Annotated in this window: 19 protein-coding genes and 1 tRNA gene; 6 read left to right on the top strand and 14 right to left on the bottom strand. The window is 70.3% G+C overall.

Annotated features, from left to right (window positions below; genetic code table 11):
- Nucleotides 1-49: 49 nt before the first annotated feature.
- The 4 genes from BJ971_RS02870 to BJ971_RS02855 form a co-directional block, all read right to left on the bottom strand.
- Nucleotides 50-1,291: a PxKF domain-containing protein gene (locus BJ971_RS02870; protein ID WP_184989536.1), complete on the bottom strand. Its 1,242-nt coding sequence runs from the start codon at nt 1,289-1,291 to the stop codon at nt 50-52.
- A gap of 536 nt (nt 1,292-1,827) precedes the next feature.
- Nucleotides 1,828-1,901: transfer RNA gene (locus BJ971_RS02865), tRNA-Met, on the bottom strand.
- Nucleotides 1,902-2,021: 120 nt separating this feature from the next.
- A complete protein-coding gene (locus BJ971_RS02860) occupies nt 2,022-4,988 on the bottom strand; it encodes a UPF0182 family membrane protein (protein ID WP_239087601.1) in 2,967 nt (988 codons plus the stop codon).
- A gap of 108 nt (nt 4,989-5,096) precedes the next feature.
- The gene (locus BJ971_RS02855; protein WP_184989532.1) at nt 5,097-6,125 is read right to left on the bottom strand and encodes a YlbL family protein; all 1,029 of its coding nucleotides are present in this window, start codon (nt 6,123-6,125) and stop codon (nt 5,097-5,099) included.
- A gap of 90 nt (nt 6,126-6,215) precedes the next feature.
- Between BJ971_RS02855 and BJ971_RS02850 the strand changes: the two genes are divergently transcribed.
- A complete protein-coding gene (locus BJ971_RS02850) occupies nt 6,216-7,445 on the top strand; it encodes a zinc-dependent metalloprotease (protein ID WP_184989530.1) in 1,230 nt (409 codons plus the stop codon).
- Nucleotides 7,446-7,693: 248 nt separating this feature from the next.
- Here BJ971_RS02850 and BJ971_RS02845 read toward each other — a convergent pair whose 3' ends face one another.
- Both BJ971_RS02845 and BJ971_RS02840 read right to left on the bottom strand, forming a co-directional pair.
- Nucleotides 7,694-8,287 carry a hypothetical protein gene (locus BJ971_RS02845; protein ID WP_184989529.1) on the bottom strand — a complete coding sequence of 198 codons (594 nt, stop codon included), beginning with the start codon at nt 8,285-8,287 and terminating at the stop codon, nt 7,694-7,696.
- Nucleotides 8,284-8,835 (bottom strand): M48 metallopeptidase family protein, encoded by a 552-nt coding sequence (locus BJ971_RS02840; protein WP_184989527.1) that lies wholly within the window; start codon nt 8,833-8,835, stop codon nt 8,284-8,286. Before BJ971_RS02840 ends, BJ971_RS02845 begins: the two co-directional genes overlap by 4 nt.
- Nucleotides 8,836-9,299: 464 nt before the next feature.
- Here BJ971_RS02840 and BJ971_RS02835 point away from each other — a divergent pair, with 464 nt between their 5' ends.
- From BJ971_RS02835 to BJ971_RS02825, 3 genes are all read left to right on the top strand, one after another.
- Nucleotides 9,300-9,461 carry a DUF5679 domain-containing protein gene (locus BJ971_RS02835; RefSeq protein WP_015625326.1) on the top strand — a complete coding sequence of 54 codons (162 nt, stop codon included), beginning with the start codon at nt 9,300-9,302 and terminating at the stop codon, nt 9,459-9,461.
- Between the two features lie 234 nt (nt 9,462-9,695).
- The gene (locus BJ971_RS02830; RefSeq protein ID WP_184989525.1) at nt 9,696-10,748 is read left to right on the top strand and encodes a hypothetical protein; all 1,053 of its coding nucleotides are present in this window, start codon (nt 9,696-9,698) and stop codon (nt 10,746-10,748) included.
- 78 nt (nt 10,749-10,826) lie between these two features.
- Nucleotides 10,827-12,173 carry an ABC1 kinase family protein gene (locus BJ971_RS02825; RefSeq protein WP_184989523.1) on the top strand — a complete coding sequence of 449 codons (1,347 nt, stop codon included), beginning with the start codon at nt 10,827-10,829 and terminating at the stop codon, nt 12,171-12,173.
- Between the two features lie 609 nt (nt 12,174-12,782).
- Here BJ971_RS02825 and BJ971_RS02820 read toward each other — a convergent pair.
- The 3 genes from BJ971_RS02820 to BJ971_RS02810 all read right to left on the bottom strand — a co-directional run bounded on the left by BJ971_RS02820 (nt 12,783) and on the right by BJ971_RS02810 (nt 15,843).
- Nucleotides 12,783-13,145 carry a WhiB family transcriptional regulator gene (locus BJ971_RS02820; RefSeq protein WP_184989521.1) on the bottom strand — a complete coding sequence of 121 codons (363 nt, stop codon included), beginning with the start codon at nt 13,143-13,145 and terminating at the stop codon, nt 12,783-12,785.
- Between the two features lie 140 nt (nt 13,146-13,285).
- Nucleotides 13,286-13,567, bottom strand: a complete 282-nt coding sequence (locus BJ971_RS02815; protein WP_184989519.1) for a hypothetical protein — start codon at nt 13,565-13,567, stop codon at nt 13,286-13,288.
- Nucleotides 13,568-13,698: 131 nt separating this feature from the next.
- Complete coding sequence (locus BJ971_RS02810) at nt 13,699-15,843, bottom strand: ATP-dependent DNA helicase UvrD2 (protein WP_184989517.1); 2,145 nt, start codon at nt 15,841-15,843, stop codon at nt 13,699-13,701.
- Between the two features lie 81 nt (nt 15,844-15,924).
- On the opposite strand from BJ971_RS02810, the gene BJ971_RS02805 reads away from it, so the two are divergent.
- Complete coding sequence (locus BJ971_RS02805) at nt 15,925-16,188, top strand: mycoredoxin (RefSeq protein ID WP_184989515.1); 264 nt, start codon at nt 15,925-15,927, stop codon at nt 16,186-16,188.
- A 58-nt stretch (nt 16,189-16,246) separates the two neighbouring features.
- Here the strand turns inward: BJ971_RS02805 and BJ971_RS02800 are convergent, their stop codons facing one another.
- From BJ971_RS02800 to BJ971_RS02780, 5 genes are all read right to left on the bottom strand, one after another.
- Entirely contained in the window at nt 16,247-16,600 is a 354-nt protein-coding gene (locus tag BJ971_RS02800; RefSeq protein ID WP_184989513.1) for a VOC family protein, read from the bottom strand.
- A gap of 71 nt (nt 16,601-16,671) precedes the next feature.
- The gene (locus BJ971_RS02795) at nt 16,672-17,553 is read right to left on the bottom strand and encodes a phytanoyl-CoA dioxygenase family protein (RefSeq protein WP_184989511.1); all 882 of its coding nucleotides are present in this window, start codon (nt 17,551-17,553) and stop codon (nt 16,672-16,674) included.
- A 102-nt stretch (nt 17,554-17,655) separates the two neighbouring features.
- The gene (gene nudC, locus BJ971_RS02790; protein ID WP_184989508.1) at nt 17,656-18,636 is read right to left on the bottom strand and encodes an NAD(+) diphosphatase; all 981 of its coding nucleotides are present in this window, start codon (nt 18,634-18,636) and stop codon (nt 17,656-17,658) included.
- On the bottom strand, nt 18,633-19,949 hold the full coding sequence (locus BJ971_RS02785; protein ID WP_184989506.1) for a M16 family metallopeptidase: 1,317 nt from the start codon (nt 19,947-19,949) through the stop codon (nt 18,633-18,635). Before BJ971_RS02785 ends, nudC begins: the two co-directional genes overlap by 4 nt.
- The gene (locus tag BJ971_RS02780; RefSeq protein WP_184998595.1) at nt 19,946-21,241 is read right to left on the bottom strand and encodes a M16 family metallopeptidase; all 1,296 of its coding nucleotides are present in this window, start codon (nt 21,239-21,241) and stop codon (nt 19,946-19,948) included. Before BJ971_RS02780 ends, BJ971_RS02785 begins: the two co-directional genes overlap by 4 nt.
- Before the next feature lie 173 nt (nt 21,242-21,414).
- Here BJ971_RS02780 and BJ971_RS02775 point away from each other — a divergent pair, with 173 nt between their 5' ends.
- The gene (locus BJ971_RS02775) at nt 21,415-21,768 is read left to right on the top strand and encodes an effector-associated constant component EACC1 (RefSeq protein WP_184989504.1); all 354 of its coding nucleotides are present in this window, start codon (nt 21,415-21,417) and stop codon (nt 21,766-21,768) included.
- The last annotated feature ends 5 nt before the right edge of the window (nt 21,769-21,773 follow it).

Here is a 21,773-nt window from a genome sequence, read left to right as displayed (position 1 = left end):
CCGCGCCCGCCGGGGGACCGACCAGTTTCGCGGGCAATAGTTCTCCCCGCTACGTCAGGCCGAAGTAGGCGTGGAAGACCTGGCCAGTGTCCAGGGTGAGGAACAGTGTGTAGCAGCCCGCCGTCGCTGGTGTCTTCCACGGGAAGCGGTAGGTCTTGGTCGTGGTGTTGTAGGTCAGTCCCGTGCCGGTCGAGGCAGCCGGCGTCGACCCTGTGGGGTCGGTGGTGAACGCTGTGCATTTGGTCGGCTTGTACGTGAGTGACGTGACCGCCGAGAGTGTGGAGACGACGGCGCCTGCCTTGTCGCGTAGTCGCCACTGGAGCGTGTACTGGCCACCCTTCAGAAAGAGGTTGACTGCCGGCGGGTTGAGCGTCGGGAGAATGAACCCGCCGAAGCTGTACTTCGGCACCTGGTAGGAGATTACGACCGAGGCTGGATCGCCGGTCACGCCGGTCGTGCCGCCCGCGGGCACGAACGACGACCCACCGCCGCCACCGGCGTCGGCGCCGCCACCGCCACCGCCGTACAGGCCGCCGCCACCACCGCCACCGCCACGGTTCGCGGGAATGAACGTGATGTCCGGTGGTGGGCCGCCGACGCCGCCCTGCCCCAGCGTTCCGCCTGTCCCTGGCGGCGTCCCGGCGCCGCCTGCTGTCTGCGTGCCCGCGCCGCCGCCCCCGCCGCCGCCCCCGGGTTGACCGGCGTCGCCGCCGCCGGCAATGCGCCCCTGGCCGCCGCCACCGGCGGCGACGATCAGGCGGGAGCTCAGCCCGGTGCCTGCCGGATTGGCGCCGCCGCTGGCGGTCCGCACATCACTGGCGCCACCACCACCGGGAAACCCGTCGCTCCCAGGATCACCGCTGTCGCCCTGCCCACCACCGTTGAATCCACCGGCCCCACCGGGAGCACCAACCGCAGTGAGATCCTCGCCCACTCCGCCGACCTCGACGTACAACGTCGAACCCTGCGTCACGGAAAGCGTGGCCGAGGCGACACCACCCCGCCCGGGTGACCCGGTCCCGAACCCGCCGCCGCCCGCGGCGCCGACTGCGGTGACCGACAGCGCCGTCACGCCGGTCGGCACGACGAACGTCTGCTCGGCTCCCGTGAACGCGAATGGGCACGTCACGGTACTGCCGCTCTGGGTGCAGCCGGGCGGCAAGGCCGCATGGGCCGCCGCCGGGGCGGCGCCGGTCGCCGCGACGGCCAGACCGGCAACGACCGCCACTCTGCCGATCAGATGCCGCCGGACCACATCGCGTTTCTCGACTGGCAGATGGTTCTTTGTCATAGCGCTCCCCGCCGTTCGTTGATGCGGCTCCGCGGAAAGCCCAGGTCTGCTCGACGAAAGTCCCACCTGGACGGTCTGAGTTTATCGGCTGATGTCGGCGTTTATAGCGTGGCATACGGTGTATCACCCTAACTGGGCCCAACCCGGGCTTCGGCACCTCAAGCATCGAAGCCGCGCCCGCCCTGTCATGATCCACTCAGGACCATCACAAAGTCTCCAGATCCACACGCTCCGACTTGAACGACTCGCCTACCACCCTGGCGGCGCGAACGGATTGGCCAACAGGGTCGGGGTCGGCTACCCACCGCTGGTCACCGCCGCGGTCGGCTCCGGCATCACGGCCGTCGATCTGTTACCGAACGACGTCGGCCTGCGACTGATACAGGCACCCCGGCCGGCAACACGAGGATCAACCCATCGAAAACCCACCGTGCCGGGTCGTGCCCTTCGGTGTGCCCGGACGATGCCCGGATGAAGATCAAAAAACGCGGCCCCCCGAAAGTGGGGAACCGCGTCCTGACCTGCGATAATGCTAGTAGCGGGGACAGGATTTGAACCTGCGACCTCTGGGTTATGAGCCCAGCGAGCTACCGAGCTGCTCCACCCCGCGTCGGTATGTACACAGCCTAGCCTGCGGTCGGACCCGCATGCAAAACGGGGCGCCGTAACCTGCCACACATGCGAACGCGGCCCGCCGGTAACCCGGCGGGCCGCGCTGCGTGTGGTCAGGTCAGCCGCTTGCTGTCGGTGTCGGTGCCGACGAGCTCACGGACGGGTTGACCGATGGCTGGGTCGACGGGCCCGTCGTCGGCGTGGTTGCCGCGCCCGCCGCCTTCTGCGCGTTCTGGAAGTTGGTCATCGCCACGTCCAGCGCCTGGAGCGCCGCGCCGTACTTCGCGAAGTCGCCCGACTGCTGGGCCAGCTTCACGTCCGCGATGGCCTTGTCCAGGTCCGCCGCCGCCTGGGCCAGCTGGCCCGTGAGCACCGGCTGGCCGTTGCCCGGCGGTGGCTGCTCGTTGCCCGGTGGAGTGCTCGTCGTGGGCTGGTTGCTCTTGCCCTGCGCGACGAGCTTGTCCAGGCCCTCCTTCAGGTTGTTCGCCAGCACGACGTAGGTGCCGCCGTCGCCGTACGACATCAGGACCTTCTGGAGCAGCGGTACGGCGTCCTGTTGCCCGCTCTTGACGTACACGGGCTCGACGTAGAGCATGCCGTCGCCGACCGGCAGCGAGATGAGGTTGCCGAACAGGACCTGCGACTGGTTGCTGTTGGACAGCAGGGTCAGCTCCGACCGTACGATCGAATTGTTCGTCATCCGCTGATGGACCTGCACCGGGCCTTGGATGGCGGTCTGGTCCGGCAGCTCCAGGATCTCCAGGCGGGGCTTGTTGTCGACGTACGACCCGGAGATCAGCGCCGCCAGGTTGTCCCGGTTGTTCGGGGTCACCGCCGAGGTGAGCTGGAACCGGGTGCCGTCCTGCCCCGGCAGCTGCACGTTCAGGTAGAACGGCGGCTGCTTGACCTCGCTGTCGGGGTCGTCGGGCACGTTCGGCACCTGCCAGAAGTCCTGGCCGGTGAAGTACTCGCTCGCCTCCGTGACGTGGAACCGGGCCAGCAGGTTGCGCTGCACCTTGAACATGTCGGCCGGGTAGCGGAAGTGCGCGGCCAGGGCCGGCGGCGTCTCCGCCTTCGGCGTGATCAGCTTGCCGCCGAACGCCTGGTTCCAGGCCTTGAGCAGCGGGTCCTGGTCGTCGAACTCGTAGAGGGTCACCGTGCCGTCGTACGCGTCGACGGTCGCCTTCACCGAGTTGCGCATGTAGTTGATGTTGTCCCTGGCGAGCGCGACCGTGCCCCGGTTGGTGAGCTCGTCGGTCGTCTCCTCCTGGAGGTTGATCCGCTGCGCGTACGGGTACGTCGCCGCGGTCGTGTAGCCGTCGAGGATCCACTTGATCCGCCCGTCGACCACCGCCGGGTACGGGTCGCCGTCGATGGTGAGGAACGGCGCGACCTTCTCCACGCGGGAGCGGGGGTCACGCACGTACATCAGGCGGGAGTTGTCGTTCACCGCGTCCGAGAGCAGGAAGTTGCTCTCGGTGTTCTTGATCGCGAAGACCAGCCGGCGGAACGAGGAGCCGATCGGCACGCCGCCGGCGCCCTCGTAGGTGTAGCGCTCCTCGGCGTTGTTGTTGTTCGGCTGCGGCCGGTCGAACTCGGTCTTCTTGGTCTCGTCCTTCTGGCCGACGATCGCGTACTCGGTGGACTGCTCGCCGAAGTAGATCCGGGGCTGGTCGACCTTGATCTCCTCATTCGCCGAGGCGCAGCCGGGCTGCTGGTCGTCGCCGAGGAAGCCGGAGACGAAGTACGGCAGGCCGCCGCAGACGACCTGGTTGGCGGGGGCCGCCACCATGCCGTAGCCGTGCGTGAAGACGGTGTGCCGGTTCAGCCAGTTCTGCTGCTGGGTGGTCAGCGCGTTGTCGTTGATCTCTCGGACGCCGACCACGTAGTCCTGCGGCTTGTTGTCCGCTAGCGTGTAGCGGTCCACGTCCAGCTTCGGGCCGAAGTCGTAGAAGCCGCGGACCTGCTGCTGCTGGGTGTACGCCTCGGAGACCAGCTGCGGGTCTATCAACCGGACGTTCTGGGCGCTGGTGTCCGAGGCGAGCGTCGCCGGCGGTCTCGTCGACGACGCGGCGTACGGCCGGACCTCGGTCTCCGACAGCCCGAACGCGGCTCTCGTCGCGTCGATCGAGCGCTTGATGTAGGGCGCTTCCTTGTCCGCGAGGCTCGGCTGCACCTGGAAGTTCTGCACCGCCAGCGGGTAGATGCCGCCGATCGCGACCGCGGAGATGGCGAGCAGGGCCAGCGCGACGCCGGGCCAGACCAGGTTCCGCATCACCGCGTTGGAGAACACGATGATCGCGATCGCCACCACGATCGAGATGTAGGCCAGGATCTCCTTGGCCGGCATCAGCGCGTTGACGTCGGTGTAGCCGGCGCCGTACAGGCCCGGTGAGACGTGCTGCTCGAGCAGCAGCGCGCGCCGGTCGAGGATGTAGGCGACGGCCTTGAGCAGCACGAACAGCGCCACAAGCGTGGTCAGGTGCGCCCGTGCCGCCGAGGTCATCCGGTCGCCGACGCCCTGCAGGCGTACGCCGCCGAAGATGTAGTGCACGGCGAGCGCGCCGATCACCGACAGCACGATCGCGGTGAAGCCGACGCCGAGGAGGTAGCGGTAGAGCGGGTACTCGAAGATGTAGAAGCCGATGTCGACGCCGAACTGGGGGTCCTTGGCGCCGAACGACTGCGAGTTCTGGAAGAGCACCCAGTCCTTCCAGCGGCTCTGCGCGGACAGGCCGGCGAAGAAGCCGATGACCGCCGAGACGACCGTGATCCAGGTGCCGAGCCGCGGCTGGATGACCATCCGGTACCGCTCGAGCGTCGCCTGCTCGGCCGAGTGCGGCCGCAGCAGCGGTCGGAGCCGGTAGGCGAGGTAGAGGTTGGCTGCGATCACCAGTGCCATCGCGAGCCCGATGACGAGGAAGAGCAGCAGGCGGGTCACCAGTACGCCGGTGTAGACACCTGTGAAGTTGACCTCGTCGAACCACAGGTAGTCGGTGTACGCGTCGATGCCCCAGCCGAGCAACGTGAAAAGGAGGAAGACCCCCACGAGGACGCCGACGGTCACGCGACCGCGCCGGCTCATCCTCGGTAGAGGACTGTTACGCATGACCAACGTGAACCCCACAAAGTCGGACCGGTTTTTCACACTACGGGTGTTGCGCTGTTCCGTCTGGGGCGCCTGTGCCGATTGTTACGCAGCGGGGCAGGGTTTGGGGGTGCCGCCGCTGGTGAAGGTCTGTAGCGCGGTCAGGGCGTCATCCACGGTGGCCACCTCGGCCATGGGCAGGCCGGGCACGGCATTTCGCACCGCTTCGGCGCAATTATCGGCCGGTACCAGGAAGAGTTGAGCGCCCGCTTCCTTGGCGCCGACCAGCTTCTGCGGGATGCCGCCGATCGGGCCGACGTTGCCCTCGTCGTCGATGGTGCCCGTACCCGCGATGATCTTTCCGCCGGTGAGGTCCGCCGGCCGCAGCTTGTCGATGATGCCCAGGGTGAACATCAGGCCGGCGCTGGGGCCGCCGATCTCGTCCAGGTCGATGTTGACGTCGAACGGGTGCGGCTGCTTCTTGTCGATGCCGACGCCGATGCGCGGGGTGCCGCCGCTCTCGGCGGCCTTCGTGGTCACGGTCGCGGTGCCGGCCTTGCCCGCCCGGGTGTAACCGATCTTCAGCGGTGTACCCGCCGGCTTGGCCTGCACGAGCTGGGTGAGCTTGTCGGGGCTCGTCACCTCGGTGCCGTCGACGGAGGTGATGACGTCGTCCTTCTGCAACACGCCGGCCGACGGCCCGTCCTTGCTCACCTCGGTCACGAACGTCTGCACCGGGTAGCCCAGCTCGCGCAGCGCGACGGTCACGGCGCTGTGCTGGGAGGACTTGAACTCCTCGGCGTTCTGCTCCTCGACCTGCTGCTCGCTCTGGTCGGGCGGGTAGATCAGCTCGCGCGGGACGACGGCCTGCTCGTCGCTGAACCAGCCCCGGATCGCCCAGACCAGCTCGACGCTCGGCTGCACCCCGACGGTGGTCAGCCGGAGCTGGCCCTTGGAGGTCGAGGTGTCCGCCTTCGTCACCTGGATGACCTCTTTGCCGTTGTCCGAGCCGAGCGTGTTGACGGTCGGACCGGGCTTCAGCACCACGTACGGCAAGGGGATGGCCATGACACCACCTGCCAGCAGTGCGGTGATCAGGGCGCCGAGAATGACCGTGACACCGCGACGTCTCATGCGCGTGACCGTACCAACCGAAACTGAGTTCTCTCTGAGCTGACACCGGCATCGGTCACTAAGGCCGCCAACGCGCGTACGGTTGGGTACGTGCCTGATATCCCGTTCGGCTTCAGCCTGCCGGGCGCCCAGCCGCCCGACCCCTCCGACCCGCAGCAGATGCAGCAGTTCATGAATCAGCTGCAGCAGATGTTCGCCGCGCCGGGTAGCGGCCCGGTCAACTGGGATCTGGCCCGCCAGGTGGCGGCCAGCCAGCTCAGCGCGTCCGGCGACCCCGCGGTGAACATGTACGAGCACAACGCGGTCTCCGAGGCCCTGCGCCTCGCCGACCTCTGGCTCGACCCGGCGTCCGCGCTGCCGTCCGGCGTCCGCGACGCGACGGCCTGGAACCGGAACGAGTGGGTCTACAACACGCTCGACGTGTGGAAGAAGCTGTGCGACCCGATCGCGGGCCAGATGGTCGGCGCCATGGGTGACCTGGTGCCCGAGGAGGCCCGGGCCCAGCTCGGCCCGATGCAGTCGATGGTGGCGACGCTCGGCGGCGCGCTCTTCGGCGGCCAGCTCGGCCAGGCGCTCGGCCAGCTCGCCGCGGAGGTCCTCTCGGCCGGCGACATCGGCCTGCCGCTCGGCCCGGCCGGCACGGCCGCCCTGGTCCCGGCCAACATCAAGGCGTACGGCGACGGCCTGGAGCTCCCCGAGGATCAGGTTCGCCTCTACGTCGCGCTGCGCGAGGCGGCGCACCAGCGGCTGTTCCAGCACGTGCCGTGGCTGCGCGCGCACGTGCTGAGCGCGGTGGAGACCTACGCCAACGGCATCACGGTCAACCGCGAGGCGATCGAGGAGGCGATGAGCCGCGTCGACCCGTCCGATCCGGAGTCGATGCAGCAGATGGCGCTCGAGGGCATCTTCACGCCCGAGGACACGCCGCAGCAGAAGGCCTCGCTGGCCCGGCTCGAGACGGCGCTCGCACTGATCGAGGGCTGGGTCGGCCACGTGGTGGACAGCGCCGCGGGCGAGCGGCTCCCGTCGGTGGCCGCGCTGGGCGAGGCGTTCCGGCGCCGGCGCGCGGCGGGCGGCCCGGCCGAGCAGACGTTCGCGGCCCTGGTCGGCCTCGAGCTGCGGCCGCGCCGGCTGCGTGAGGCCGGCGCCCTGTGGGCGGCGGTGACCGAGCACCGCGGCGTCGCGGGCCGCGACGCGCTGTGGGACCACCCGGACCTGCTGCCGACCGACGAGGACTTCGCGGACCCGCAGAAGTTCGCCCAGTCGCGGCTGGACTGGGACATCTCAGAACTCGACAACCTCGGCAAAGACGACGAGTAGATCAAGGTCAGGACCGTGTCGTGCCTGGTTGCATGGTTACCGTCACTCCCGCCGAGACCGGAGCAGGTGAAGGTCAACGGCAGGACCATGTCGTGCCTGGTTGCATGGTGCTGACCGTCGCTCCCGCCGAGACCGGGCGCGGGGATCCAGTCGCTGGCGCTCCTGAACGGATCCCCGCACCCTGCCAGGTCCGTGCTCCCCAACCCCAACCCCAACCCCGACCGCTCGCGGCGGGGTGGGCTCGGGGGTCAGCCGCCGAGGATGGTCCGGGTGTTTTCCCAGCCCTCCAGGGCCGGGTCGAGGGTTGCCAGGTCCGCGGGGCCGCGTAGGCGGCGCCAATCGGCCGTCGATTGGATGTCGCCGGGGTTCGGGGCCGACCTTCTCAGGCTCACCGGGGTGGCCGTGTCCAGGTCGTGGTCGGGCAGCCAGTCCGGCGCGGGTAGCCGCGCCGCGACGCCGAGCAGGCCCTGGCCGCAGGCCGGCGCGACCGCAACGGGCCTGGTCGTCAGCGGGCGCAGGAGCTTGCCGAGGATCATGCCGGGCACGTCGGCCGCGTCCGCCGCGATGACCGCCGCCTGATCGAAGCCGTCGGCGGCGGCCGCCTTCAGCACGGGCAGCACGGTCGCCGTCGGCACGTCGTAGATGCGCATGCCGGGCCAGCCGATCTCCTCGGCCAGCGCCCGGTCCTCGGGCCGCGCGGCGATGGCCGGCTCGGCCTGCGCGAGCATGGCGAGCAGGTCGACCACGTCCTCGGCCAGCGCGGTTCGCCATTTCAGCAGGTCAACCCCGGGCGGGCTCCAGCCGACCGGGGTCAGCAGGGCAACTACGACACGTCTCGTCACCCCTGAAGGGTAGGTGTGTCGTCGGCCATGACCAGCCCGGTCGCCGCCGAGACGCCTTCCAGGAAGCCGCGGGCCCGTTCCGCACGCGGGTAGCGGTTGACCAGCTCCCAGAACTCCGCGTTGTGGCTCGGCACGACCAGGTGCGCCAGCTCGTGCAGCAGCACGTAGTCGACCACCCACTCCGGCATCTCCTGGATGCGGTGCGAGATCCGGATCGTGCCGTCCTCCGGCGTGCAGGAGCCCCAGCGGCCGTTCTGGTTCGTCACCCAGCGGACGCTGGCCGGCACTATGTCATCGGCGTGGTCGGGTAAGTAGCGGGAGACCAGGCGCCGGGCTCGGATCAGCAGCTCGCTGTCCGTATGCCTGACGCGCTCCTCCCGGGCCGCGAGGCGGGCAAGCATCCGCTCCACCCACTCGGTCTCCTCGGCGCGCGAGAACCGGTCGGGGATGAGGACGACGACCCGTTCGCCCTCTCGGTACGCGGACACCGTACGACGACGGCGCTGGCTGCGCCGCACTTCGACGACAGGCTTGCGCGTCCTGGCCATTACCGGCCCGCGCAGCCCACACTAGGGTTCACATTGCGACGTTAATCCGTCAGGGCCAGGTCACCGCAAGGGTACGAGAAACGACACGCACCCAAAGTGTGAGCTACGTCCCTAAAAATCCGAAAATATTTTGCAGCGCCGCAACACGCCCCCTGGCCTAACCTGCGTAAGGTCGGGAACGAGGCGGCCTGAACGTCCCTTTTCTGCGCTTCTGCAGCACTTCGTCGGCGTGTCTGTCCGTATCTGCCGAAAAAGGGGCATCTCGACCGGCACACTCAGGCCGTCGACGACACGCGCCGACGCCGCGCTGACATGGAAATGGCCGGACCTGGGTAGTGACCGCCCGAGCGGGGTGGCCACGTTCACTTGGTTGCGGAGCGGTCCAGCGCCGAACACAGATCGCGGCCTGTCGCCGCGAGCAAGGCACCGGGCCGACCCGGCCGACAACATGACGAGGAGGAATCGTGGCCGACAACACGTACAACGGCTACTGCGTTAAGTGCAAGGAGAAGCGCGACTTCCAGGGCACCGTCGAGGTCTCGAAGACCGGCATGAACATGGCCAAGGGCAAGTGCCCGGTCTGCGGCACGACGGTCAACCGGATCCTGGGCAAGGCCAAGGCCTGACCGCATCGAACGACCGCGACGGGGGCGGCCACCGGGCCGTCCCCGTCGACTCGAACCGCCGCGGTCACCCGGCCGGGTCATAACCCGTGTGCATCCAGACACGTTGAGTTATTAGCCCAACCCCCAGGCATCTGTGGATAACTCCGCAATTCCTGTGGATAACCCTGCTGTCGGGCGGGCAGGCCTGTGGACAACAATCCCCAGCGCGCCCGAGCCATGACACCGTGTCACCTCATGAGCCGTACGCCGCTGCCCCGCCCCACCCTGCTGCCGGGCCTTCCGCGCATCTGGCACACGCCGCGGACGCTGCAACTCGGCCTCGACCCGCCGCGCGCCGTCCTGATCGACCTGCCCGAGCCGAGCGCCGCCGGGCTGCTCGATCTGCTGGACGGCTCCCGCTCCGAGCGGCTCGCCCTCGCCCGGGCCGGCTCCTTCGGCATGCGCCCCGACGAGGCACGCACCCTGCTCGACACCCTGCACGCCGCCGGCCTGGTGGTCCCGGCGCAGCGCCTCTTCCCGCCGGCTATGCCGGAGCGCCTGACCGGCGAGGCGGGCGCGCTGGCGTTCTCGGCCGGCGCCGCCTACCCGGCCCGGACGCTGCGCCGCAGGGCGGCAGCCCGGGTCGTCGTCACCGGCCGGGCCCGCCTCGCGCCCGGTGTCGCCGTTGCCCTCGCCGCGGCGGGCGTCGGCCACGTCCATCCCGACCTGACCGGCCCGGTCGACCGCCACGAGACCCCCGGCGGCCCGCTGACCGCCGCCGACATCGGCAGGCCCCGGTCCGAGGCCGCGGCGGAGGCCATCCAGCGTGCGGCGCCGGGCACCGACACCCGGACGGTACGGCGGGGAGCCGCGTCCCTGGTGATCCGGCTCGGCGGCTACCCGCACCCGGCCCTGTCCTCGATCGGCCGCGCCCAGCGCCGCCGGCCCTGCCTCGCCGCGTCGATCCGCGAGGGCCGGGTGCTGGTCGGCCCGCTGGTGCCGCCCGCGACGTCGCCCTGCCTGGGCTGCGTCGACCTGCACCGCCGCGAGCGGGGACCCACCTGGCCCGACGCGGCGGCACCGCCGGCATCCGCGACCGTGCCGGCCGAGCCGTGCGCCGCGGCGACGCTGCTCGCCGCGACGGCCTACCTGGCCGCCGAGGCGCTGGCCTTCCTCGACGGCGACACCCCGGAGACCCTTGGCGCCGAGGTGGAGATCAGCAGACCGGGGCGCTTCCGCCGCCGCACCTGGGCGCCGCACCCCTCGTGCCCGTGCCGCCGCCGACCGACGCGCGACCACGGTCCGTAATCGGACTTTCGGCGCACCAGGTGACGGACGACCACATCCAGGGCGGTCGAACTCGTTGACGTCGGTAACAATGATCTGGTGACCGACATCCCGCGGCGTGCGGCGTCCCGCACCGCTAAACTCGCCGCCCTGCCCCTCGGCTTCGCCGGACGTACGGTGCTAGGGCTCGGCAAGCGGGTGACCGGCATCGCCACGGATGTCATCTCCGCCGAGATCCAGCAGCGCACCGCCGATCAGCTCTTCAGCGTCCTGGGCCAGCTCAAGGGCGGCGCGATGAAGTTCGGGCAGGCCCTGTCGGTCTTCGAGGCCGCGATGCCCGAGTCGATGGCGGCGCCGTACCGGCAGGCGCTGACCAAGCTTCAGGAGGCCGCGCCGCCGATGCCGGTGGCGAGCGTGCACAAGGCGCTGGCCGAGCAGCTCGGTGCGGACTGGCGGGAGCTGTTCGCCGAGTTCGACGACAGCCCGGCCGCCGCCGCGAGCATCGGCCAGGTGCACCGCGCGGTGTGGAAGCGGCCGCCGGCCCACGACGGCGACCTGCCGGCGACGGTCGACGTCGCCGTCAAGGTGCAATATCCCGGCGCCGGCGAGGCCCTGCTCGCCGATCTCAAGCAGCTCGGCCGGCTGGCCGGCATGTTCAAGGTCATTCAGCCGGGCATGGACATGAAGCCGCTGCTCGACGAGTTGCGCGCGCGGGTCACCGAGGAGCTCGACTACGCGATGGAGGCGGAGGCGCAGACCGCGTTCGCCACCGCGTACGCGGACGACCCCGAGATCTACGTGCCCCGGGTCGTGGCCTCCGCGCCCCGGGTGCTGGTCACCGAGTGGGTCGAGGGCACCCCGCTTGCCAAGGTCATCAGCGACGGCACCCCCGCCGAACGCGACGAGGCCGGCCGCCTGATGGCCACCCTGCACTTCTCCGCGCCGGCCCGGGCCGGCCTGCTGCACGCCGACCCGCACCCCGGCAACTTCCGCATCCTCCCCGACGGCCGCCTCGGCGTGATCGACTTCGGCGCGGTGGCCCGGCTGCCCGGCGGCCACCCGGAGCCGATCGGCCGGCTGGTCCGCCTGGCGCTGGGGGGCGATGCCGAGGCGGTGGCGGACGGCCTGCGCGCGGAGGGCTTCATCAAGCAGACCGACGACCTCGACGCCGTGGCGGTGCTGAGCTTCCTGCGCCCGATGATCGAGCCGGTCGCGGTGGACGAGTTCCGCTTCACCCGCTCCTGGATCCGCGGCGAGGCGACCCGCCTGTCGAGCCCGAAGTCCCCGGCCTTCCAGCTCAGCCGCAAGCTGAACCTCCCACCGTCATACCTGCTGATCCACCGGGTGACGCTGGGCTCGATCGGGGTGCTGTGCCAGTTGGAGGCCCAGGCCCCGTACCGCTCGATCCTGCTGAAGTGGCTACCCGGCTTCGCACCCGTCGCATAAGCCGGGCACCGACCGATTCACGGTGCGGGTGAGCGGCAGTCCCCGCCACCGCTCGCCCACCGCGCGTCGGCGCGGGCCGCCGATCGTCTGGCTGCAGCGCCCCGGACCGGGACGAGATCGCCGGGTCGCTCGCCGGAGTGAATCGGATCAACCGATCCGCGACCGCCTCGCGGCCACGGGCTGTGACGCCCGCCCGGCAAGAAAAAACCCACAACCGCCTCGCGGCCACCGGCCGCGATGCCCGCCCAGCAAGAAAAAACCCACAACCGCCTCGCGGCCACCGGCCGCGACGCCCGCCCAGCAAGGAAAACCCACAACCGCCTCGCGGCCACCGGCCGCGACGCCCGCCCAGCAAGAAAAAGGGCCCGCCCGCGGTGACGCGGACGGGCCCTGCGGATTCATCTACTCAGAGGTATACCCGCTCACGTGCAGCCCGCTGGCGGGCCTCCATCGCGATCTGGCGGGCGGGTCGGTGTGCCTCAGGGTGTTGGTCGGCCTGAGGCCGACGCATTCGTGCTCGTGAGAGCGCTTCGTGGATGAGTTTCACCTTCGGACTTCCGTTCGTGTTCACAGCGATGTTTTCCGTCTCTTGATCAGGGTGTGTGTGGCTCAGGCCGCGAGGCGGACCGAGTTGCGGGACTCGAGGCCGTTAGCGGCGAGCCGCTCGTCGACCTCGACCTGGAGCTCGGCGTCGCGAGCGACGTCGACCTTGCGGGGACGGCCACGGGGCCGCTTGCGCGGCACGACGGCGCCACGCTCAAAGATCTCGCCGCCCCAGACACCCCAGGGCTCGTTCCGCTCGACCGCACCGGCGAGGCACTCGACGCGCAGCGGGCAGTCCCCGCAGAGCGACTTGGCCAGCTCCAGCTGGGCCGGGGAGTCCGAGAACCAAAGGTCCGGGTCGAACTTCCGACAGGGCAGGTTTGCCTCAAGCTCGACGCTCAGGTCGAGTGGGGCCAGCGCCAGACTCATAAAGCCCGGTCACCTCTCTCTTCTTCTCGATCTTCTGGATCGCGATACAGGTCGTGCACCGGCCGGTGAGCCGGCAAAAAAATTAAGGCCGCGGATCCCGGTTACGGGTTCCGCGGCCTCGAGGTGAGCCGGTTGGTCTGTTAGACCGGCCTTCCTCGAGGCGGGACACCGCTGGCACCATCCGTCATGCGCTTGGAGGTGCCGTTGCTGCCCACGAACCCAGTGGTCCCGTAGCTTCCATCGACGACTGCCAGAGTCCGGACCAGCTCGGCCTGGATCTGGATCTGGTGCGCCTGCGGAGCCGGGGCCCGCTCAACGGCCACGAGCGCCACGGGGGCGGACTCGGGCAGCCACGAAGCGGACGGAGCGCAGACAGCAGCAAGCAGCGTCGACGGTCGCTCGATCGTGTAGTTGAGCTTCATCGGTGCCACCTCCTCCATCGCCTTGCGCTCGGATGTTTCTCGGTACTGATGAACACGGTTTTAACCCGCGCTCATCAGGTGTGCACTGAGGCTAAGCCCGCCCGCCCGGGGAGGGCAAACGAATTAACGCACTAGTTTTCAAAGTTTTCTGGGCCATCGCCCGGCGGGGTGTCGCCGCTCACCAGAGCGAACACCGCGGCACCGTACTGGCCGAGTTTGCGGGGGCCGATCCCGGCGATCGCCAGCAGCTCCGGCGGGGCGCCCGGCCGGCGCTCCGCGATCGCCACGATCGTGGCGTCGGTGAACACGACGTATGCAGGGACTTTCTGCTCCGCCGCGGTGGCGGCGCGCCACGCCAGCAGGCGCTCGTAAAGCTCTTCGTCGATATCGGACGGGCAGGTCGGGCAGCGGCCCAGCTTGCGGTCCGCCCCCGCCAGCAGGGTCCCGCCGCAGATCCGGCAGGAGACCACCAGGTTCCGGCGATTGACGGGTTTCCGACTCACGCCGCGCTCGCCCGCCTTCTCCAGCCCGTTGCCGCGCTGGCCGAGCTGCGGCAGGAACCGGCACGGCCGCCGGGCACGGCCGCCGGGCGAGCGGGACTGGCCGTAGGAGAGCCAAAGCCACTGCCGGGCCCGGGTCACCCCGACGTAGAGCAGGCGGCGCTCCTCCTCGATCTGCTCGGGGGTCTTCGCATAGGTCGTCGGCAGGGTGCCCTCGGCCAGCCCGACGAGGAAGACCGCGTCCCACTCGAGGCCCTTCGCGGAGTGCAGTGAGGCGAGCGTCACACCCTCGACCGTCGGGGCGTGCTGCTGCTCGGCGCGGCGGGACAGCTCCTCGCAGAACCCCGACAGCGACAGGTCGACCTGGACCGCGCCGGCCTGGCCGAGCGGCAGCAGGTCGGGCGAGCGGGCGTAGTCTTCGGCGAGCGCGACAAGCGCGGCCAGCGCCTCCCACTGCTCGCGCTGCGCACCGCCCGGCGGCGGCCGGTCCCGGGCCCAGCCGGTCGCGCTGAGCGCCTCGACGACGGCCTGCACCAGCGGGGTCTCCCCCGGCGTCGAGCGCACGGCCGAGCGCAACGCGATCATCGCCTGCCGGATCTCGGTGCGTTCGAAGAAGCGCTCGGCGCCGCGGATCACATAGGGGACCTCGAGCTCGGCGAGCGCCTTCTCGTAGGCCTCGGACTGGGCGTTCGTCCGGAACAGCACGGCGATCTCGCTCGCCGGGGTGCCCGCGGAGATCAGGTCGCGGCAGCGACGGGCGACGGCGACGGCCTCGGCGGGCTCGTCCGGGAAGATCTTGAGATCGGGCTCGGCGCCGGGCGGGCGCTGCCCGATCAGCTCGAGCCGCAGCTTGGCCTCGGTGCCGCGGGCCTGTTTGATCACCGCGTTGGCCAGGCCGACGACCTGCGGGGTCGAGCGGTAGTCACGGACCAGCCGGACCACCACCGCCTCGCGGCGCTGCCGCGGGAAGTCGACCAGATATGACGAGGTGGCACCGGTGAACGAGTAGATGGTCTGGCTGGCGTCGCCGACGACGGTGATGTCGTCGCGGCCGCCGAGCCAGGCCTCCAGCAGCCGCTGCTGGAGCGGATTAACGTCCTGGTACTCGTCGACCACGAAGTGCCGGTACTGCGAGCGGACCTGCTCGGCCACGTCCGGGTGCTCCTCGATGCCCCAGACGGCGGCGCGGAGCATGTCCTCGAAGTCGATGACGCCCTGGCGGCGCTTCAGGGACTCGTAGGCACCGAATATCTCGGCGACCTTTGCGGCCTCATATGGCGGCTCGCGCAGCGCCTTGGCCGCGGCGACGACGTACTCACCGGGCTCGACCAGGGAGGATTTCGCCCACTCGATCTCGCCGGCCAGGTCGCGGGCGGCCGTGCGGTCGGCGCGGACGCCCACCCGGTTGGCCGCGAGGGCGACCAGCCGGGCCTTGCTCTCCACCAGCTCCGGCATCGCCCGGCCCTCGAGCAGCCGGGGCGCGAAGTAGCGGACCTGGCGCAGCGCCGCCGCGTGGAACGTGCGGGCCTGCACCCGGGAGACGCCGAGCCCGGTGAGCCGGGCCCGCATCTCGGCGGCGGCCCGCGCGGTGAAGGTGACGGCGAGCACATGCCGGGCGCTGATCTCCCCCCTCAGGGTTCGATAGGCGATGCGGTGGGTGATGGCACGCGTCTTGCCCGTGCCGGCCCCGGCGAGGATGCAGACCGGCCCCGCGGGGGCGGTCACCGCCCTACGCTGATCGGGGTCGAGACCGGCGAGCACACGTTCGGCTGTCACAACCGGGAATCATGGCACCCCCGTCCGACGTTTCCAGGGATGGCGTACCGCCGTGTGATGTCTGCGAAGGGAATCCGACCGATGTTGACCATGTACTCGACGCCCTGGTGTGGCTACTGCCACCGGCTCAAGTCCCAGTTCGACCGGGAGGGGATCGGATACGAGGTCGTCGACATCGAGCAGGACCCGGCCGCGGCCGAGTTCGTGATGAGCGTCAACGGCGGCAACCAGACCGTGCCGACGATCCGCATCGTTCCCGCCGACGGCGGCGCCGAGATCGTGATGACGAACCCGTCGATCGTCCAGGTCAAGGCCGCACTGGCCGGCGCAGGCGTGGCCGGCTAGCGGTACGGCAACGAAGCAGGGCCCCGGCGATGAGCCGGGGCCTTCGCGTGTGTGTTCGTTACTCCTGTAGCCGGCCGAGGACGCAGAACTCGTTGCCCTCGGGGTCCGCCAGGACGACCCACGATTGATCACCCTGGCCGATGTCGACCCGCTGTGCGCCGTGCGCCACCAGGCGAGCCACCTCGGCGTCCTGGTCGTCGGGCCGGAAGTCGAGGTGCAAGCGGCTCTTGGCCTTCTTGACCTCATCGATCCGGACGAAATCCAGACCCGGCGTGCGATCCGCCGCCGGCCTGATCTCGAACTCGTCGTCGGAGGAGTGGACGACCACCCAACCGAGCGCCGTTGCCCACCACTGTCCCAGCGCCACCGGGTCCACCGAGTGGACGATTACCTGCTCCCATTGCAAGGTCATCCACAGAGGTTAGACATAGTGCCGCGGCGATGTGGCTGGGGCCGGTCGCGGTGTCGGCCGGCCCCTCCGGGTCAGGGAATGAGCGCGGGAACGCTCGAGTCGAGGAGCCCCTGGCGCTTGAGCTCGCCGTAGAGCGGGGTGGTCTCCGGGTAGTGGCCCCACGCGTGGTCGCCGCTGCCGTCGCCGGCGCCGCCGAGCAACTGCTTCTGCACCGGCGTGAACGACGCCCACTCCGCGGAATTGGGCAGATCCGCAACCTCGTCGCGGCCGGCCACCCAGCGGTAGGTGTAGCCGAAGAAGGCGCCGACCCGGGTGATGGACGAGTAGTTGTCCGACCGGGCGTGCCACAGGCGGCGGTCGAAGACGACCAGGTCGCCCGGGTTCGCAGTGATCTGGAGGGCGCCCTCGGGCTGCGGCCACGGCACGCCGCGCGACGGCGGGCCCGGCAGCCAGTTGGTCAGGTGGCTGCCCGGCAGCACGGTGAAGTTGCCCCGGCCGGTCTCGCTGACGTCCGACAGCCAGTACGCGAGTTTCACCGACATCCGCGGGCGGGGATCGGTCTCCAGCTCGCGGTTCTGCCGGCCGCCGTCCTGGTGCCAGTGCCACCAGTCCTTCTGCCGCTCGTGAATCTGCGGGTGCACATCCACGTGCGAGTGGTAGACGTGCACGTTCCAGCCGAGCATCGACCAGATGTACTTGAACGCCTTCGGGTGGTCCAGGAGGAACGCCAGCTCCGGGTTGTTGGTGACCGCGGAAAGCTGGTGCAGGGCGCCGGTCGGCCCGAGGCCGCCCTCGCGCTCCGCCTTCTCCTTCGACCTCAGGATCGCGGTGCGCGCGGTCGCCACCTCGTCCTGGTTCAGTACCGCTGGAATCACGAGGAAGCCGTCGCGGTCGAACTGCGCGCGCTCCTCGGCCGTCATCGGGGTCCAGGTCTGCTCCGCAAGCAGGGACATCTAAAACCTCATCTCCGTGTCTGCCCTTCCAGACGCTGGAGTGTCCTCCCATCGTTGCTAAGTAGGTGTGAAAAAATCTTTGATTAGAGAAATGTGAATCTCTTAACGGCGGAAATCGCCCAACCATCGCTCAACGAGATAAAACGCGATGGAGGATCGCATAGGGAGATTCATGCGTACGCCGCTCGTCGGCTCCACGTAATCGCCGACGATCATCCGGGCGACGTCGTCCCGGCTGAACCACCGGGCCTCGTCGATCTCCTCGGGGTCCACAGTGATCACCTGGTCCCGATCGGCCACCGCGGTGAACCCGAGCATCAGCGAGCCGGGGTACGGCCAGGACTGGCTGCCCTCGTACTGAAGGGAGCTCAGCCGGACGCCGACCTCCTCGCGCACCTCGCGCACCACAGCGGCCTCGGCCGACTCACCCGGCTCGACGTATCCGGCCAGGCAGGAGAAGCGGCGCACGCCGCCGACCGCGGGCCAGGCGGCGTTGTGCCCCAGCAGGCAGCAGCCCTGCGCGCCCGGCCGGCCGTCGTGGACTAGCACGATCATCGCCGGGTCCGTCCGGGGCCACATCTGCCCCCCGCCGGCGTCCACCCGCGACCAGCCTGCCTCGATGACGGTGGTGGGCTCGCCGTTGCGCGGCGAGAACCGGTGACTGGCGTGCCAGTTGCCCAGCGCCGCCGCGGTGGTGAGGATTCCGGCGTCGCGAGGGTCGAGCCGGTCACCGATCTCCCGCAGGGTCAACGCCTCGGCGTCGGCGGTCTCCGGCAGCGGGCCGTCGATCGCGAAGATCGGCACCCCGGCCGGGTCGACGCCGAGGAACAGCCGCTCGCCCTCGGGCGCCGCGTCGGCGCCGACCAGCACCAGCCGCGGCGAGCCCTGGGCCCGGCCGGTGACCAGCGCGCGGCCGCCCTTGGCGACGTCGATGATCACCACCAGGCCGGACTTCCACGCGCTCGCGAGCCAGTCCTCGTCGAGCCGGTGGTGCGCGGCCCGGTCCAGGCTCGTCCGGGCCAGGGGCGGCCCGTCCAGGCCGGGCTGCTCACCGACGTCCGGCTGTTCCCCGGGCTGACTCACTCGGCCAGTTCCACCGCGGTCAGGGCCGACAGGGGTGCCTCGATCTTCTCGGCGTCGCCGAGCACGACCGTGACCGCGGCCGACGGCGCCAGGTAGCGGGCCGCCGCCTCGGCGACCTGCTCCCGGGTCGCCGACGCCAGCGCCGCCGAGTGCTCCACCAGGTGCTCCAGCCGCAGGCCGAAGCTCGCGAAGACGCTGGCGAGACCGGCGAGACCGGCCTGGGTCGACATGCCGAGGCGCAGGGTGCCCAGGGAGTAGCGGCGGGCCTGCTCCAGCTCCTCCTCGCCGGGCGGAAGGCTGGCGATGCGGCCCAGCTCGTACAGGGTCTCGAGCATCGCGGGGCCGGTGACCTCGGTGGCCACCTCGGCCGCCACCACCAGCGCCGAGCCGGCGACGAAGTGCTCGATGGCCGAGTGCGGGCCGTAGGTGTAGCCCTTGTCCTCGCGGATGTTCTCCACCCAGCGCGAGGAGAAGTAGCCGCCGAAGACCATGTTGGCGAGTTGCAGCGCCGCGTAGTCCGGGTCGGTCCGGGTGACCGCCGGCAGCGCCATGCGCAGCGACGACTGCACCGCGCCCGGCCGGTCGACGAGCCGCAGCGGGCCGGGCTCCAGCTCCGGGGTTGGCGGCACGTTGCCGTCGCGGCTCGGGCCGATCCAGCCGCCGAGCGCCTTCTCGGCCGAGTCGATCGCCTTCTCCGGGTTGAGGTCGCCGACGAGCACCAGCACCGCGCCGTCGGGGCGGACCCGGTCGGCGTGCAGTGCGCGCAGCTGTCCCGGGCGTACGCCCCTGACCTGCTCCGCCTCGGGGGTCTGCACCGCGTACGGGTGCCGGCCGTACATCCGGTGCAGCAGGGCCGTCCGGGCCAGGTGCGCGGGCTGGGTCTGCGCGACCTGGATGTGGTCGACGAGCCGGTCCCGCTCGGTGGCGACCTCCTCGGCCGGGTACGTCGGGTCGGAGAGCACGTCCGCGAGGATCTCCAGCATCCGGTCGAGACCGGCGGCGAGCGAGTTGCCGGTGACCAGCAGCCGGTCCGGGTCAAGCCCGGCCGACAGCCCGCCGCCGACGGTCTGCAACTCGGCGGCGATGTCGATGCTGGACATCCTCGCGGTGCCGGTGAACAGCGCCTGCGACAGCAGGGTGGCGCGGGCCAGCGGCGCGCGGCCGAACGGCACGCGCAGCCGCACCTCGACCAGGGGCACGGCCGGCCGCCGGATGGCGATGACGGTCAGCCCGCTGCTGAGCGTGCGCTCGGCCTGCTTGGGCAGCTTGAGCTTGCTGTCCGGAATCAGATTCGGTAGGGGCCTCACGCTCACTGGTTCGCTCCCGGGACGACCTCGATGGTGGAACGGCGCTCCGGCCGCAGGGTGGCGGCGGCGGCGAGGATCTGCGCCTCGGTGACCTCGCCGACGAGCCGCGGCAGATCGTTGAGCATCTCCGGACGTCCGCGCTGCGCCTCCAGCACGGCCATCGGCAGCGCCCGGCCCAGCACGGCGTCGGTGTCGCGTAGCAGGTGGGTGGCCATTCGGGCCTGGGTGCGGGTGAGCTCACCCGGCGCAAGCCCGCCGGTCACGAGCCGGTCGAGCTCCTCGTCGACCGCGCGCAGCACCTTGTCCGCGTCGCCGCCGGGCGGCATGTGCGCCTGGAGGAGCATCGCGGTCGGGTTGCGGACCTGGTACTCGTCGCCCATGAATCCGATGTAGCCGCCGACGCTGGTGACCGTGCGGTCGCGCTGCACCAGCCGCTCGACCAGCCGGGACGCGTCGCCGTCGGTGAGCACCTCGGCCAGCACCACGTACGGGAGGTACGTCTCGAAGTCGCCGATCGGGTCCGGTACCCGCCAGCCGCTGGCCACCGCCGGCAGCGGAGCGAGCCGGTCGACGTAGCTCTCCCGGCGCTCGCCCTTGATGTCGGGCTCGGCGAAGTCGGGCAGCTTCGGCTTGGACCGGGCCTGCACGTCGCCGAAGTGGCGCTGGATGAGGACGGTCGCCTCGGCCACGTCGAAGTCGCCGGCGACGGCCAGCACCGCGTTGCCGCTGGCGTAGTACTTGTCGAAGAACTCCTCGGCGTCCGCGACGGTCGCGTGGTCGAGGTCGCCGAACGAGCCGTAGCCGTCGTGCGCGTTGGCGAACGTCTCGAACATCACCGGCGGCAGGCGGAGCCAGGGGAAGCCGCCGTACGGCCGGTTGAGTACGTTGACCCGGATCTCCTCCTTGACCACGTCCACCTGGTTGCGCAGGTTCTCCTCCGTCAGGCGCGGACCGCGCATGCGGTCGGCCTCGAGGAAGAGCGCGCGCTCGAGGGCGCCGGACGGCAGCACCTCGAAGTAGTCGGTGTAGTCCAGGTGGGTCGAGCCGTTGAAGCTGCCGCCGGCGCCCTGCACGTGCCGGAAGTGCGCGAGCTTCTCCAGGTTCTCCGAGCCCTGGAACATCAGGTGCTCGAAGAGGTGTGCGAAGCCTGTGCGGCCCTCCGGTTCGGAGCGGATGCCGACGTCGTACACGACCGCCACCCCGACGACCGGTGCGGTGCGGTCGGGCGTGAGGACCACCCGCAGACCGTTGTCGAGGGTGAATCGTTCGACCGGATACTTCGTCGCGGGAATCTTCATTTTGCGCGCCACACCAGAGAATCTAACCCGCCGAGGTGGCCGTTGACGCGTGCGGCTGTACAACGTCCTCGAACGCGGACACCGGGTTTGGCGTAGTGAGTCCGTGACGTCAGGTAAATGCTTCGATATCCTGTCGCGTCCGATCACACCATCGTCGACGGGGAGCGAAGACTGTGCCGGTACGGTTGCGCGTGGAGTGCGAGTCGACCGAGGACGCCGAGTCGCTGTACCGCTGGCTACGCCGGGAGCAGGCGGTACGCGTCGACGGCGAACTGACCCGCGCGCCGTTGGCCGACCCCGAGTCGATGGGCACCGTGCTCGACGTCCTGACGCTGATCATCGGCACCGGCCTCTCCGCCGGCCAGCTCGCGCTCGCCGTGGCCAGCTGGCGCGACTCCCGCCGGCCCGTGCCCGCCGTGACGATCACGCACACCGCCGCGGACGGCGCCGTCACCCGGATAGAGGCGGGCGGACACACCGACCTTGCCGCCGCGCTGACCGAGCTCCAGCAGCGCGAACGGCAGTAATCACC

Source organism: Amorphoplanes digitatis, assembly GCF_014205335.1.
GTDB classification, from domain to species: Bacteria; Actinomycetota; Actinomycetes; order Mycobacteriales; family Micromonosporaceae; genus Actinoplanes; species Actinoplanes digitatus.
The sequence above is the reverse complement of the archived record's forward strand: the minus strand, read 5'-3'. Positions and strand labels throughout refer to the sequence as shown.

Coding starts and splice junctions, on each gene's coding strand:
- BJ971_RS02830 (WP_184989525.1), top strand. CDS start 9,696: ATGAGCCGTACGCCGCTGCCCCGCCCCACCCTGCTGCCGGGCCTTCCG.
- BJ971_RS02800 (WP_184989513.1), bottom strand. CDS start 16,600: ATGACCTTGCAATGGGAGCAGGTAATCGTCCACTCGGTGGACCCGGTG.
- BJ971_RS02870 (WP_184989536.1), bottom strand. CDS start 1,291: ATGACAAAGAACCATCTGCCAGTCGAGAAACGCGATGTGGTCCGGCGG.
- BJ971_RS02840 (WP_184989527.1), bottom strand. CDS start 8,835: ATGGCCAGGACGCGCAAGCCTGTCGTCGAAGTGCGGCGCAGCCAGCGC.
- BJ971_RS02805 (WP_184989515.1), top strand. CDS start 15,925: ATGTTGACCATGTACTCGACGCCCTGGTGTGGCTACTGCCACCGGCTC.
- BJ971_RS02860 (WP_239087601.1), bottom strand. CDS start 4,988: ATGAGCCGGCGCGGTCGCGTGACCGTCGGCGTCCTCGTGGGGGTCTTC.
- BJ971_RS02780 (WP_184998595.1), bottom strand. CDS start 21,241: ATGAAGATTCCCGCGACGAAGTATCCGGTCGAACGATTCACCCTCGAC.
- BJ971_RS02820 (WP_184989521.1), bottom strand. CDS start 13,145: ATGAGTCTGGCGCTGGCCCCACTCGACCTGAGCGTCGAGCTTGAGGCA.
- BJ971_RS02815 (WP_184989519.1), bottom strand. CDS start 13,567: ATGAAGCTCAACTACACGATCGAGCGACCGTCGACGCTGCTTGCTGCT.
- BJ971_RS02795 (WP_184989511.1), bottom strand. CDS start 17,553: ATGTCCCTGCTTGCGGAGCAGACCTGGACCCCGATGACGGCCGAGGAG.
- BJ971_RS02855 (WP_184989532.1), bottom strand. CDS start 6,125: ATGAGACGTCGCGGTGTCACGGTCATTCTCGGCGCCCTGATCACCGCA.